The 12,273-nt window shown below is 74.2% G+C and carries 13 protein-coding genes; 11 read left to right on the forward strand and 2 right to left on the reverse strand.

What is annotated here, in order from left to right:
• Positions 1–19: 19 nt before the first annotated feature.
• The gene (locus tag H288_RS0108670; protein WP_020092194.1) at positions 20–259 is read right to left on the reverse strand and encodes a hypothetical protein; all 240 of its coding nucleotides are present in this window, start codon (positions 257–259) and stop codon (positions 20–22) included.
• Positions 260–503: 244 nt separating this feature from the next.
• Between H288_RS0108670 and H288_RS0108675 the strand changes: the two genes are divergently transcribed.
• The 4 genes from H288_RS0108675 to H288_RS0108690 all read left to right on the forward strand — a co-directional run bounded on the left by H288_RS0108675 (position 504) and on the right by H288_RS0108690 (position 4,859).
• Positions 504–1,754, forward strand: coding sequence for a cytochrome P450 (locus H288_RS0108675; RefSeq protein WP_020092195.1), 1,251 nt, complete (start codon positions 504–506; stop codon positions 1,752–1,754).
• 307 nt (positions 1,755–2,061) lie between these two features.
• The gene (locus H288_RS0108680; RefSeq protein WP_020092196.1) at positions 2,062–3,363 is read left to right on the forward strand and encodes a glycosyltransferase; all 1,302 of its coding nucleotides are present in this window, start codon (positions 2,062–2,064) and stop codon (positions 3,361–3,363) included.
• A 300-nt stretch (positions 3,364–3,663) separates the two neighbouring features.
• Positions 3,664–3,909 carry a hypothetical protein gene (locus tag H288_RS0108685; RefSeq protein WP_020092197.1) on the forward strand — a complete coding sequence of 82 codons (246 nt, stop codon included), beginning with the start codon at positions 3,664–3,666 and terminating at the stop codon, positions 3,907–3,909.
• A gap of 8 nt (positions 3,910–3,917) precedes the next feature.
• On the forward strand, positions 3,918–4,859 hold the full coding sequence (locus tag H288_RS0108690) for an adenylate/guanylate cyclase domain-containing protein (protein ID WP_020092198.1): 942 nt from the start codon (positions 3,918–3,920) through the stop codon (positions 4,857–4,859).
• Positions 4,860–4,936: 77 nt separating this feature from the next.
• On the opposite strand, the gene H288_RS0108695 is transcribed toward H288_RS0108690, so the two are convergent.
• Entirely contained in the window at positions 4,937–6,541 is a 1,605-nt protein-coding gene (locus H288_RS0108695) for an ATP-binding cassette domain-containing protein (RefSeq protein ID WP_020092199.1), read from the reverse strand.
• Between the two features lie 238 nt (positions 6,542–6,779).
• Between H288_RS0108695 and H288_RS0108700 the strand changes: the two genes are divergently transcribed.
• The 7 genes from H288_RS0108700 (at position 6,780) to H288_RS0108730 (ending at position 12,049) form a co-directional block, all read left to right on the forward strand.
• The gene (locus tag H288_RS0108700; RefSeq protein WP_020092200.1) at positions 6,780–7,529 is read left to right on the forward strand and encodes an NAD(P)H-binding protein; all 750 of its coding nucleotides are present in this window, start codon (positions 6,780–6,782) and stop codon (positions 7,527–7,529) included.
• A gap of 62 nt (positions 7,530–7,591) precedes the next feature.
• Positions 7,592–8,530, forward strand: coding sequence for a sigma-70 family RNA polymerase sigma factor (locus H288_RS0108705; RefSeq protein WP_020092201.1), 939 nt, complete (start codon positions 7,592–7,594; stop codon positions 8,528–8,530).
• A gap of 86 nt (positions 8,531–8,616) precedes the next feature.
• Positions 8,617–9,114 (forward strand): peptide deformylase, encoded by a 498-nt coding sequence (locus H288_RS0108710; protein WP_020092202.1) that lies wholly within the window; start codon positions 8,617–8,619, stop codon positions 9,112–9,114.
• Positions 9,115–9,243: 129 nt separating this feature from the next.
• Positions 9,244–10,011, forward strand: coding sequence for an FkbM family methyltransferase (locus H288_RS0108715; protein WP_020092203.1), 768 nt, complete (start codon positions 9,244–9,246; stop codon positions 10,009–10,011).
• A 196-nt stretch (positions 10,012–10,207) separates the two neighbouring features.
• Complete coding sequence (locus H288_RS0108720; RefSeq protein ID WP_020092204.1) at positions 10,208–11,332, forward strand: HWE histidine kinase domain-containing protein; 1,125 nt, start codon at positions 10,208–10,210, stop codon at positions 11,330–11,332.
• Positions 11,329–11,787, forward strand: coding sequence for a response regulator (locus H288_RS0108725; protein WP_020092205.1), 459 nt, complete (start codon positions 11,329–11,331; stop codon positions 11,785–11,787). Before H288_RS0108720 ends, H288_RS0108725 begins: the two co-directional genes overlap by 4 nt.
• Before the next feature lie 67 nt (positions 11,788–11,854).
• On the forward strand, positions 11,855–12,049 hold the full coding sequence (locus H288_RS0108730) for a helix-hairpin-helix domain-containing protein (protein WP_020092206.1): 195 nt from the start codon (positions 11,855–11,857) through the stop codon (positions 12,047–12,049).
• Positions 12,050–12,273 lie beyond the last annotated feature (224 nt).

Below are 12,273 nucleotides of genomic sequence, written 5' to 3' on the forward strand. Positions count from 1 at the left end.
ACCCGTCGCGCGGGGCGCGTCAGGACGCCGGGCCGGCCTCCGTCCGGTCGCCCAGGAGGCGCCGCGCCGACGAGATGACCTGGAGCGTCTGGGAGCTCAGCTGCTCCTGGCGCGCCCGCTGCTCGTACTGTCTCAGGCGGACGATCAGGCCGTCCTCGTCCGGGATCCCGTGGTCCATACCGCCGATCACGAAGTCCGTGATCGTCCGTCGGAGCAGCGTCTCGAAGACGTCGTCCGTATTCGCCAGCCCTGCAACCATGAGGACTTCTCCTTCTGCGAAGCGGCGCCTTTTTCGAAGGGTCAAGTTACGGCATGATTTCGGAACATCTCACACACCATCCGCGCGGCGACCGGCGTGCTCTTCCGCACAAGGCGGCCGCGGCGGCGACCGGGCCGCCGGCGCGCCGCATGTTATGGCTGTAATGTTCGACCCAGCTCCCGCAATCATCCTGTAGTCCGGGCTTCCGAGAGTTCTCGCGCAACACAGCAGCGAGAATCCACAGATGAATGCGACCGAAGATCTGACGCGACAGGCAGGCCCGCCCGAAGCCCCGACCCGCGTCCCGACCGGCGTCCCGACGCTCACGGTGGCGGAGTTGGAGGCCGACCCGCACGGTGTCTACCGCGCCTGGCGGCCGCGGCTGCCCTTCGTCGGCCACGAGGTCGCGGGCGTCCTCGTCCTCCGCGCCCGCGACGTCGACCTGCTGATGCGCGACCCCCGCGCCCAAGCCACGGAGACGCTCTATCCGGAGTCGCGCGCGATCCCCGAGGGGGCGCTGTTCGACATCTTCGCGCACGGCATGCTCACGGCCAACGGCGCGGTCCACCGCCGGCGCCGCTCGCCCTTCACCCGCACCTTCGCGGCGCGCCTGATCGAGGGCCTTCGGCCCCGGATTCGCGTCGCCGCTGAGGGCCTCGTCCGCGACTGGCTGGGGGACGGGGAGGTCGACCTCGTCGCGCGCTACACCGCGCAGATCCCGGCCCAGGTCATCGCCGACATCCTCGGCCTGCCGCGCGACGACATCCCGCGGTTCACGCACCTCGCCTACGAGGTCTCCCGGGTGCTGAGCTTCACCTTCGGACCGGAGGACATCCCCGATCTGGAGGCGGCGGCGGTCGCGCTGCAGGACTACGTGGCCGGGATCCTCGCCGCGCGCCGGTCGGCGCCCCGCGCCGATTTCCTGTCGCGCTTCCTCGCGGAGACCGAGGCGGCCGGCGAGCTCACGCAGCAGGAGGTGGTGATCCAGCTCGTGCAGATGATCATCGGCGGCACCGACACGACCCGGGTCGCCGGCGCCATGCAGGTGGCGCTGCTGCTGCAGCATCCCGAGCAGTGGGCGGCGGTCAGCCGCGATCCCGACCTGATCCCGGCCGCGGTGGCGGAGTCGCTCCGCTACGAGCCGAGCGCCGGCTCCGCCGGCCGGGTCGCCCGGGAGGACATTCCCCTCGACGGGCACGTCGTGCCGGCCGGAAGCCTGATGCTGCTCTCGACGCTGTCGGCGATGCGGGACGAGACGGTCTACGCGCGTCCCGACACGTTCGACATCCGGCGCACCGACCTCCCGCGCCTCCACCCGGTCTTCGGCGGCGGCGCGCACCGGTGCATCGGCGAGGCCCTGGCGCGGGTCGAGCTGGAGGAGGGACTGGGCGCCGTGCTGCGCCTCGCCCCGCGCCTGCGCCTGACCGGCGCGATGCCGGTCCTCCGCGGCCACAGCGGCATCCGCCGCATCGACGCGCTGCGGGTCGCCGCCTAGCGCCGTTCCCGACCGGATGGGGACGGCGGCGCTCGCCGAGCCCTTCGCCGCGCGTAGCGAGGTCCCTCTCCCGCACGGGAGGGGGACCAGGGCGCGGCTGCCTCGACAGGATCGCCGCCCCTCCGGACCGCTGCGACCCTGTCGCGCCGTCTCCCGCGCGTCCGACGCGCGCCCGTTGCAGCCGTAGCCGCTTCGGCCCCGCGCCGCAGCGACGCCGTAACGGACCGCCCCCAGCCTCGCTCCCGGACGCCCCGGCGAACGCGCCGCGATCGCGGCGCCCTCACGCCCCCCACGGAAAGGACAAGCGATGAAGGTCCTCCTCTGCTCGACGCCCGCCACGGGCCATCTCAATCCCCTCCTCGCCATCGCCCACATGCTGATCGCGGACGGCCACGAGGTCATGGTCCTCTCGGGCTCGGCCTTCCGCGACCGCATCGTGGCGGCCGGCGCCCGCTTCATGGCGCTGCCGGGCGCGGCGGATTTCGACGGCCGCGACCTCCGCGCGGTCGTGCCCGAACTTGCCGAGATCGCGCCGGGACCGGACTGGCTGCGCGTCGCCATGGAGCGCGTGTTCGTCGACCGCATCCCCGACCAGGCGCGCGGCCTGCGCGCGGCGCTCCGGGCCTTCCCGGCCTCGCTGGTGATCGGCGACGACATGTTCTTCGGCGCCCTGCCGCTGCTGCTGGGGCCGCGCGCGGAGCGCCCCGCCATCGTCCTGTGCGGCACGTCGATCCTGCACTGCGCGCGGCCCGACCGGGCTCCGGCCTTCCTGGGCCTCCCGCCGGCCGAGACGCCCGAGCAGGAGGCCGCCTACGGCCGCATCGCAGAGGCCTACGAGGCGGCGGTCGACCGGCCGGTCGGGCTGAGCCTCGCCGCCAAGCTGGCGGAACTCGGCCGGGCCGCCCCGCCCTGGCCGCTGTTCGACGCGGTGGTCCGGCTCGCCGACACCTACCTGCAGCTGACCGTCCCTAGTTTCGAGTACCCGTTCCCGCTGCCGCCGACGGTGCGCTTCATCGGGGCGCTGCCGATCGTCCCGGGGCAGGCGGCGCTCCCGCCCTGGGCGGGCGACCTCGACGGCGCGCGCAAGGTCGTGCTGGTCACGCAGGGCACGGTCGCGAACCACGATTTCGGCCTGCTCGTCGGCCCCGCCCTCCGGGCGCTGGCCGATGAGACCGACATCCTGACCGTGGTGACGGGCGGCGGCCGGGGGCTCGACGCGATCCCCGGCCCGATCCCGGCCAACGCGCGGCTCTCGCCCTACCTGCCCTTCGAGTGGCTGCTGCCCCGGGTCGACGCCATGGTGACCAACGGCGGCTACGGGAGCGTGAACCAGGCCCTGAGCCACGGGATCCCCCTCGTCGCCGCCGGCCTCACCGAGGACAAGGCCGACGTGAACGCCCGCATCGCGTGGTCGGGGGCCGGGATCGACCTCGCCGCGAATGACCCGACGCCGGAGGCGATCCGGAAGGCGGTGCGGACCGTACTCGACGCGCCCGGCCATCGCCGGGAGGCGCGGCGCCTCGCCGCCGAGTTCGCCGCCTACGACGCCAAGGCCGAGATCCTGCGGCTCCTGTCCAGCCACGGCGACCGCGCGCGCAGCGCCGCCTGAGCGTCCGCCGCACCCGGCGTGGGACCGTCCCGGGACTGTCCCGGCGGGGACGGCCCCCGCATCCGCGCCCATCACGGCACCCGGTCTGGCGGACCGGGTGCCGTTCGCGTGTCGGGGCGACCATTGGGGCGACTGTCGGGGCGACGAGCCCGGACCCGGGTCACGACCGTCCCGGCAACGATCCCGCGCCCGCCCGTCGTTCGCGCCGCGTGTCTGCTGTCATTGTTTTCCGATCCGCCGAAATCGCGGTGAAAGATCGGATTTTTACTTCGGACGCTCCACCACGAGGAGCACGAGATCATGATCTCACACCGCACACGGGCCGCCGCAGCCACCGCGCTCGGGACGATGCTGACAGTCCTGGCGGCCCCGACCGCCGCGCCGGCGCAGCCGGTCCCGCGCTTCGCGCAGCCCGACGTCCCGAGCGTCGCGGCGATCGCCCGGGCACGCCCGTTCCGGACGGATCTAGACCTCCGCTCCCCCGCCGTGGAGCGGGAGCATTCCCGGGCGCAGCGCATCATCGCCCGCGTCTGCTCGCGCTGCTGATGCCCGCGATGGCGCTGCGGGAGCCCCGCGCGGACACGGCGGACGCCTGTTCCGGGCTCGCTGGCGGTGTCGGGCGACGGGCGCGGGCCGTTCCCCTCCGCCGACACCTCGCCGTCGCGGCGGCGGGGCGCGGCCGGCTCCTCGCCGCGGCGCCGCTGCCGCTGCTCCTGGCGCTCGCGGCCACGACGACGCCCGAGCCCGTCACGGTCGGGCTCGGCGGGCTCGCCCTGGCATGGCTCTCGCTGCGGGTGCACCGCCTGCGCGGCGCCGCGTGCGCCGCGACGCGGCAGCGGAACAACCTCGCGCGCCTGACCGCGCCGACGGTCGCCCGATGGGTCGCCGAGACGGATCGCGCCGCCCGGCGCCCCGGCTGGGAGCAGGAGGCGACGGTGCTCTTCGCCGACATCCGCGGCTTCACCCGCCTCTGCGAGGGCATGGCGCCCGGCGAGGTCGCGGCGTTCCTCGCCGCGTTCCGGTCCCGTGCCGCGCGGGCGATCGAGGCGGCGGGCGGCTTCGTCGACAAGTTCGTCGGCGACGAGGTGATGGCGGTGTTCGGCGTGCCGGACGCAGCGCCCGGGGATGCCGGTCGCGCCGTCGCGGCGGCCCGCGCGCTCGCGGCCGCGATGGCGACCTGGAGCCGGGAGCGCGGACAGGCCGGCCTGCCACCGGTGCGGGTCGGCATCGGGCTGCATCGCGGCCCGGTCTTCATCGGCGTCATCGGGGCGGAGCGGGTCGAGTTCACGGCAGTCGGCGACACCGTCAACGTGGCCCGTCGGCTGGAACAGATGACCCGCGCGCTGCCCTGCGACTGCCTCGCCTCCGAGGCGGTCGTCCGGGCGGCGCCGTCCGGCGGGGCGCGGATCGTGGCTGTCGGGCCCGTGCGCGGCGGCCGCACCGTCCTGCGCCTGTTCACCCTCCGGCTCGATCCGGCCGGGACGCGTGCGGACTGAACCGACGCCTCCTGAAGACCCGGCGGGGTAGGGGGCGGCGACTGCGTCCCGTCCCGCCGCCGTTCCGGATGCCACCCTCAGGCGCGGGGCCGGTCGGCGAGGTCGTCGAGGTCGACGCGCCGGGTGATCCCCAACGCGTCCAGGAAGGCCGCGTCGTGGCTGACGACGAGGAGCGCGCCGTCATAGGCCGCCAACCCGGCCTCGAGAGCCTCGACCGCGTCCAGGTCGAGGTGGTTGGTCGGCTCGTCGAGGATCAGGAGGGGCGGGGGCGCGCGGTTGCCGAGCACGCAGGCGAGGGCGGTCCGGACCCGCTCGCCGCCGCTCAGCGCCGCGACGTGGCGGTCCGCGGCCGCCGCCCGGAACTGGAACCGCGCCAGCGCCGCCCGGCACCCGTTCGCGTCCTCCTCCGGGTTGAGACGCGCGAAGTTCTCCGCCACGGTCCGGTCGCGATCGAGGAGGTCGAGGCGCTGGTCGAGCAGCGCGGCGCGCACCCCGACCGAGACGCGGCCCGACCACGGGCTGAGGCGGCCGGCGACCAGCGCGAGCAGGGTCGACTTGCCCGAGCCGTTCCGCCCGCGGAGGGCGACGCGCTCCGGACCCGTGACCGCGAGGGACACGTCCCGCAGGACCGGCTGACCCGGCCGGTAGCCGACCGTCACGTCGGTGAGCGCGAGGACGCGCCGGTCGGCGTGGAGCCCGCTCGGCGGGAGCGCGATCGCGGCCGGCTTCACCGCCGCGATCCGGTCCCGGGCCTCCGCCAGATCGGCCTCGGCGCCGGCGCGCTGGCGCTCGGTGAGGCGCGCGCTCCCGCCCGCCGTCCGCTCCGCGTTGTCCCGGCGAGCCCCGGCCAGGATCCGGGGCAGGTCGCCCTTCGCGGAGCGGCGGTGCCCGGCCGCGTCGCGGCGCTGCTGGCGCTCGACGCGCTCCTGCGCCCGGCGGGCGAGGTCCGTCGTCCGCTTCTCGGCGACCGCGAGGTCGTGCTCGGCCGCGGCGAGACGCGTCGCCTTGGCCTGCCGGAAGGCGTCGAAATTGCCCCGGTAGCGGGTCGCCTCCGCCGGCGCGAGGTCCACGATCGCGTCCATCGCGTCGAGCAGGGCCCGGTCGTGGCTGACCACGATCGCGCCGGCGCGCCATCCCTGCAGAAGTTCCAGGACCGCCCGCCGCCCGTCGCGATCGAGGTCGTTGGTCGGCTCGTCGAGGAGCAGGAAATCCGGCGCGGCGAAGATCGCCGCCGCCAGCGCCGCGCGGGCGCGCTGCCCGCCGGAGAGGCGCCGGAGCGGCGTGTCGGGGTCCACCGCCACGCCCATCCGCGCCAGCGCTCCCGTCAGGCGCTCCGCGAGCGTCCAGTCGGCGACGGCGAGCTCGTCGGCCTCCGCCGCACCGGCCTCCGCGCGGCGGAGCAGCGCCAAGCCCGCCGTCGCGCCGAACAGGTCGGCGACGGTCTCGTCGGCGGTCGGGGCCGCGAACTGGCGCAGCAGGGCGACCGTGCCGTCGCGGTGGATGCTGCCGCCCGTCGGCGCGAGGCGGCCGGCCAGGAGGTTCAGGAGCGTGCTCTTGCCGGCCCCGTTGCGGCCGACGATGCCGGTCCGCTCCTGCCCGAAGCTGGCGGTGATGCCGGAGAGGACGGCGCGCCCGTCAGGCGCGGTCCACGCGAGGTTCAGGAGGGCGAGCTGTGCTGGCATGCGGAGAGACGGTCCTGGCGACAAGGCGGGGCGGCGTTGCAGTCAGGGTCAGTCTCATCGGCGTCTCGGCTCCGGCGGGGGGGCCTCCGTAGCGCCGGTCGCGGCCTCTCGCAACGCCGCGGCCGTCGCTTTTTGCGGCGGGATGTCACAAACCGGGATGCTGCATCGTCCTGTCGCCGACCGGGACGCCGGAGCGGCAGGGTGCCCCTCGGCCCGGTCCGCGCGGGAGACAGACGTCATGAAGATCGTGGTGATCGGCGGCAGCGGCTTGATCGGCCGGCATCTGACGGCCGAGCTGAAGCGCGCGGGCCATGAGGCCGTCCCCGCCTCCCCGAGCACGGGCGTCGACGCCGTGACCGGCGCCGGCTTGGCCCAGGTTCTCGTCGGCGCCGACACCGTGGTCGATGTGGCGAACGCGCCCTCCTTCGAGGAGGCGGCGGTGCGCGACTTCTTCGAGCGCTCGAGCCGCAACCTCCTCGCCGCCGGCCGGCAGGCGGGCGTCAAGCACCACGTCGCCCTCTCGATCGTCGGCGCGGACCGCGCGGACGGCAACGGCTACTTCCGGGCGAAGGTCGCGCAGGAGCGGCTGATCGCGGCGTCGGGCCTTCCCTACACCATCGTCCGCGCCACCCAGTTCTTCGAGTTCGTCGCGACGATCGCCGAAGCCTTCGCGGTCGGGGAGCGGATCCTCGTGCCGGACGCGGATTTCCAGCCCATCGCGGCGGCGGACGTGGCCGCGGCGCTCGCCGCGGTGGCGGTCGGCGCGCCGGTCGACGGGACGATCGACGTCGCGGGGCCGGAGCGGCTGCCGTTCCGGGCGTTCGTCGCCCGGCGCGCGGCGGCCGCCGGCGACGGCCGCGCGGTGACGGTCGACGCCGCGGCCCGCTACTTCGGTGCCGCGCTGGCGCGAGGCTCCCTGGTCCCCGACGACGCGGCCGCGGCCCGCCTCGGGGATACGCGCTTCGAGACCTGGCTCACGACGGCATGACGGGACCCGACCTTCCCCGCGGGCGGGCTCCGCCCCGACGCGATCAGGCCTCCGGTCCGGTCATGCCGCCGGGGCGCGGGGACGGGACCGCCGCCTTCGAGGCCCACCGTCCCCGGCTCCTGCGCATCGCCTACCGCATGCTCGGCTCGCGCAGCGAGGCCGAGGACGTCGTGCAGGACGCGTGGCTGCGCTGGGTCGCGGCGGACCGGAGCGGGGTCGCGGCGCCCGACCGGTTCCTCGCGCGCGTCGTGACGCGCCTCTGCCTCGACCAGATCAAGTCGGCGCGCGCGCGCAGGGAGAGCTATGTCGGCCCCTGGCTGCCGGAACCGCTGATCGAGCCGCTGGTCGAGCCGGGGGCGGACGGCGTGGACGAGGACGACCTCACGCTGACGCTGATGCTCGCGCTCGAGCGGCTGTCTCCCTTGGAACGCGCGGCCTTCCTGCTCCACGACGTGTTCGGCCTGCCGCTCGGCGACGTCGCGGAGACGCTCGGGCGAACGGCGCCGGCCGTGCGCCAGCTCGCGGCGCGCGCGCGCCGGAACGTCCGGGCCGCGCGCCCGCGCTTTCCCGTGACCCGCGACGAGGGCGAGCGCGTCGCCCGGGCGTTCTTCGAGGCCTCCGCGAGCGGCGATGTCGCGGGGCTGCGGACGCTGCTCGCCGACCGCGTGACGCTCTCTTCGGACGGGGGCGGCAGGGTGCTCGCCTTCGTCAACCCGATCCGGGGGCTCGAGCGCCTGCTCCGGCTCTACGCGGGCGCGCGGCGCAAGTGGGGCGACGGCCGGGCGGCGCTGGTCGGGTTCGTGTGGATCGACGGGCTTCCGGGCTATGTCACCCGCGAGCGCGGCGGCCTCCTGCAGACGACGGCCCTCGCGATCGAGAACGGCCGGGTCGACGCCATCTACATCACGCGCAATCCCGACAAGCTCCACCACGTCGCGCGCGCCGTCGCGGCCGGCCCGGGACCCGGCGACGCGGCCGGGCCTGCGGCGCGCCGGTCTTGACGATCCGCCCCGCGGCGCGGCTTGCATGGCGCGCGGCGGGCCCTCGCGGCGCCGCTGGTGAAACGACCCACGCGGACTGATCAACCATGCCGGCGCGCCCGCTCGTCCTGTTTCCCGATCCCCGCCTGACGCGCCCGGCCGAACCGGTCGACGCGTTCGACGCGGCCCTGCGGGCCCTCGCCGACGACGTCCGGGACACGCTCATGGCCGAGAGCGCCATCGGCCTGACGGCCCCGCATATCGGCGTGGCCGCGCGCCTCGTGGTGGTGCGGATGTCGCCGGACGAGAGCGCCCGCGTCTACGTGAACCCCGTCGTGTCCTGGGCGTCCCCCGACACGGAGGCCCACGATGAGGGCAGCGTCAGCATGCCGGGGGTGCGCGAGCGGATCACCCGGGCCGCCCGCATCCGCCTGAGCTACCGCGACCTCGACGGGTCCGCCCACGAGGAGGAGACCGAGGGCTTCCCGGCCGCGGTCCTTCAGCACGAGATCGACCAGCTCGACGGCGTGTTCTGGATCGCCCGCCTGTCGCGCCTGAAGCGCGAGCGACTGCTGAAGCGGTTCGGGAAGGGCCGGCCCGCCTGATCCGGTCGGGGCTCGCGGCGGGCGTCGGCACCCCGCCGCGGCGCGCTGGCAGAGCCGGCGCCGGGCGGGCTACCATGGGCGCGACCTCGCCGACCCTCCGGACTCGTCCCCTCTGAACGGACCCTGCGCATGCATCCTGCCGTGGCCGCCGCCAACGCCTTCAGGGCGGTTCATGACGCCGGTCAGGTCCCGGACTACGAGCGCATCCTGCGGCAGGGCTACAGCCGCTTCCTCGCTCCGGGGGATGTCGTCGTCGACGTCGGCGCCCATACCGGGCTCCACCTCGTCGCGTTCGTCGACATCGTCGGCCCGACCGGCAAGGTCCACGCCTTCGAGCCGATCCCGTTCCTGATGAAGGATCTGGTGGGGCGTTTCGGCCGACGACCCGAGGTCGAGCTGCACGACGTCGCCCTCTCCGACGCGGCGGGGCGCACCGATTTCACGGTCGCGAGCGTGCCCGGCGAGAGCGGGCTCCTCGCCCGCTACTTCAGCAGTCCCGCCATCACGTCCAAGACCATCAAGGTCAGGACGGAGAGGCTCGATACCGCCCTCAGTCACGTCCCCGCGGTGGCCTACATCAAGATGGACATCGAGGGCGGGGAGTTGAACGCCCTGAGCGGCGCGGCCCAGCTCCTCCGGCGATGCCGCCCGATCGTCAGCGTGGAGTACGGCTGGGCCGGCTACTCCGCCTACGGGCACGCGCAGGATTCACTCTACCGGTTCGCCGAGAGCCACGGCTACATCTGCGCGGACATCACCGGAAACCTGATCGACGATGCGAGCACGTGGCTCGCGGTCAGCGACTACGTGACGTGGGATTTCTTCCTCGTCCCGCAGGAGCGTCGAGCCGACTGGGCCGCCCTGTTCGCGCGCCGCCCGGAGCCCGGACCCGCGTGATCCGGACCCGCGTGATATGGACCCGGGCGGAACGGCGCGGCCGGACCGTCCGCGCGGCGGAACAACGGCTCCGCATGGTGCGTTGCACGCTCCCACCTCTAGGCCGTCCGGCGCGGCCAGCCACCCACCGTGCCCAGTCCCGAAGGTCCACCAGGATCGCGCGCAGGGTATCTCAGATCAACCCGCGTGAAGGGTCGTGACCGTGCCGAACTCGCGGCAGCCGTTTCAATCCTCGTCCGCCGCCAGCGCGCCGCTGGCGAGCCTGCGGCGTGGGTCGGGCCAGCTCTTCGAGAGCGAGCGTCGCCTCAACGCGGTCCTCGACAACGCCTCGGTGTCCATCTTCCTGATGGATGACCGCCAGCACTGCATCTACATGAACCGCGCCGCCGAGCAGTTGACCGGCTGGACGCTGCGGGAAGTCCTCGCCCGCGATTGCCCGCTGCACGACATCGTCCACCACACCTACCCGGACGGAAGGCCCTTCCCGCTGGAGGAGTGCGCGATCGACCGCGCCTTCCCGGAGAACAATCAGGAGCGCGGCGAGGAGGTGTTCGTGCACAGGGACGGGCACTTCTTCCCCGTGGCGTTCACTGCCAGCCCGATCCGCGACGACGCGACCAACATCATCGGGACGATCATCGAGGTCCGCGACATCAGCGAGGAGAAGGCGGCCGCCGAGCGCCAACGCCTGCTGATCAACGAGCTCAATCACCGGGTGAAGAACACTCTCGCCACGGTGCAGTCGATCGCCGCGCAGACCTTCCGCGGGCAGACGGACCAGACGACGCGCGCCGTCTTCGACGCCCGGATGGCGGCCCTGTCCAACGCCCACAACGTGCTGGTCGAGGACAATTGGGAGAGCGCCAGCCTGCGCGGCGTGGTCGAGCGGGCGCTCGCCCCCCACCTTTTGGCAGAGGTCGATGCCGGCCGCTTCCGGTTACAAGGGCCGGACGCGCGACTGCACCCTAAGGTGGCAGTGACGCTGGCAATGGCCCTCCACGAGTTGATGACCAACGCGGCGAAGTACGGCGCCCTGTCGACGCCCGAGGGCGGGGTCGCGGTGACCTGGTCCCTTCACGATCGCGATGACGGCCGTCAGCAGCTCGACCTGCTCTGGGAGGAGCGGGGTGGCCCGCCAGTCACGCCCCCGACCCGGAAGGGGTTCGGCTCACGGCTCATCGAGCGGCAATTGCCGCTGGAGTTCGACGGCAGCGCGGCGATCACCTTCGCGCCGGCGGGCGCGACCTGCCAGATGCGGATCCCGCTGACCCAGCTCGGCTGGATCGGCCAGGAGGCGGTCGAAGGGCCGCGCGCGCCATGACGCCGCTCGCCGGACGCCGGGTCCTGCTGGTCGAGGACGAGAGCCTCGTCGCCATGCTCGCCGAGGACATGCTGCTCGACCTGGGCTGCGAGGTCGTGGTGGCGATGCGCCTCGAGCAGGCCCTGGCCCATGCCCGGACCGAGGCGTTCGATCTGGCGGTGCTCGACGTGAATCTCGGCGAGGCGCGCAGCTACCCGGTCGCCGACCTGCTGCTGGCGCGCGATACGCCGTTCCTGTTCGCCACCGGGTACGGGCAGCACGGCCTGGACGCCGCCTATCAGGCGGTTCCGGTGCTCCAGAAGCCCTACCAGGCGGCGCCGCTCGAGCATGTTCTGCTGCGCCTGTTGAGCCGTGAGGGGCCGAACCGCACGGGCCCGACCGGCCTGCCACCCGCCTGCCGCTGTCGGGCGTCCGAGCCCGCCCACGGGCAGTTCCGCGCCGATCCGATCCGCTGAGGCGCCCGGGCCGGCGCGGGACCGGAGCGACCGAGTACGGCGCCGACCGGCGCGGAAGGGCACCACCGTGATCGATCTCAACACGGCGACGGCCGAGGAACTGGACAGCGTTCCGGCACTCAAGGGCCACGGCTTCGAGATCGTGCGCTACCGGGAGGAGCGCGGCCGGTTCACCAGCCTGCGGCAGCTCGACGAGGTGCCGGGCCTCAGCGGCAAGACCGACGGTGTCGCCGATCAGGTCACGATCGCGGACAGTCCTTAGCGCCGGTCCCGACCGGTCCGGCGCGGATCTCGGTCAGGCCCGAGATCCGTCGGGAGAGGTCTGCTCTCGCGGAGCGCCCGGTCGGGGATCAGGTCCGTCCGGACGAGGCACATCCGGACCCAGCGGCTCCACGGCGCGCTCCACCTCGAAGCGTCCTGCCGCTCCCCAACGCCCTCCCGCACGGGGGAGGGGGCACGGCGCGGCTGACATGCTTTCGCCGCCTG

Source organism: Methylobacterium sp. 285MFTsu5.1 (genome assembly GCF_000383455.1).
In the GTDB taxonomy this organism is placed as follows: Bacteria; Pseudomonadota; Alphaproteobacteria; order Rhizobiales; family Beijerinckiaceae; genus Methylobacterium.

What these genes read in the sequence shown, in the direction of transcription:
- H288_RS0108670 (WP_020092194.1), bottom strand. Translation starts at nt 259, where the DNA reads ATGGTTGCAGGGCTGGCGAATACGGACGACGTCTTCGAGACGCTGCTC.
- H288_RS0108675 (WP_020092195.1), top strand. Translation starts at nt 504, where the DNA reads ATGAATGCGACCGAAGATCTGACGCGACAGGCAGGCCCGCCCGAAGCC.
- H288_RS0108680 (WP_020092196.1), top strand. Translation starts at nt 2,062, where the DNA reads ATGAAGGTCCTCCTCTGCTCGACGCCCGCCACGGGCCATCTCAATCCC.
- H288_RS0108685 (WP_020092197.1), top strand. Translation starts at nt 3,664, where the DNA reads ATGATCTCACACCGCACACGGGCCGCCGCAGCCACCGCGCTCGGGACG.
- H288_RS0108690 (WP_020092198.1), top strand. Translation starts at nt 3,918, where the DNA reads ATGGCGCTGCGGGAGCCCCGCGCGGACACGGCGGACGCCTGTTCCGGG.
- H288_RS0108695 (WP_020092199.1), bottom strand. Translation starts at nt 6,541, where the DNA reads ATGCCAGCACAGCTCGCCCTCCTGAACCTCGCGTGGACCGCGCCTGAC.
- H288_RS0108700 (WP_020092200.1), top strand. Translation starts at nt 6,780, where the DNA reads ATGAAGATCGTGGTGATCGGCGGCAGCGGCTTGATCGGCCGGCATCTG.
- H288_RS0108705 (WP_020092201.1), top strand. Translation starts at nt 7,592, where the DNA reads ATGCCGCCGGGGCGCGGGGACGGGACCGCCGCCTTCGAGGCCCACCGT.
- H288_RS0108710 (WP_020092202.1), top strand. Translation starts at nt 8,617, where the DNA reads ATGCCGGCGCGCCCGCTCGTCCTGTTTCCCGATCCCCGCCTGACGCGC.
- H288_RS0108715 (WP_020092203.1), top strand. Translation starts at nt 9,244, where the DNA reads ATGCATCCTGCCGTGGCCGCCGCCAACGCCTTCAGGGCGGTTCATGAC.
- H288_RS0108725 (WP_020092205.1), top strand. Translation starts at nt 11,329, where the DNA reads ATGACGCCGCTCGCCGGACGCCGGGTCCTGCTGGTCGAGGACGAGAGC.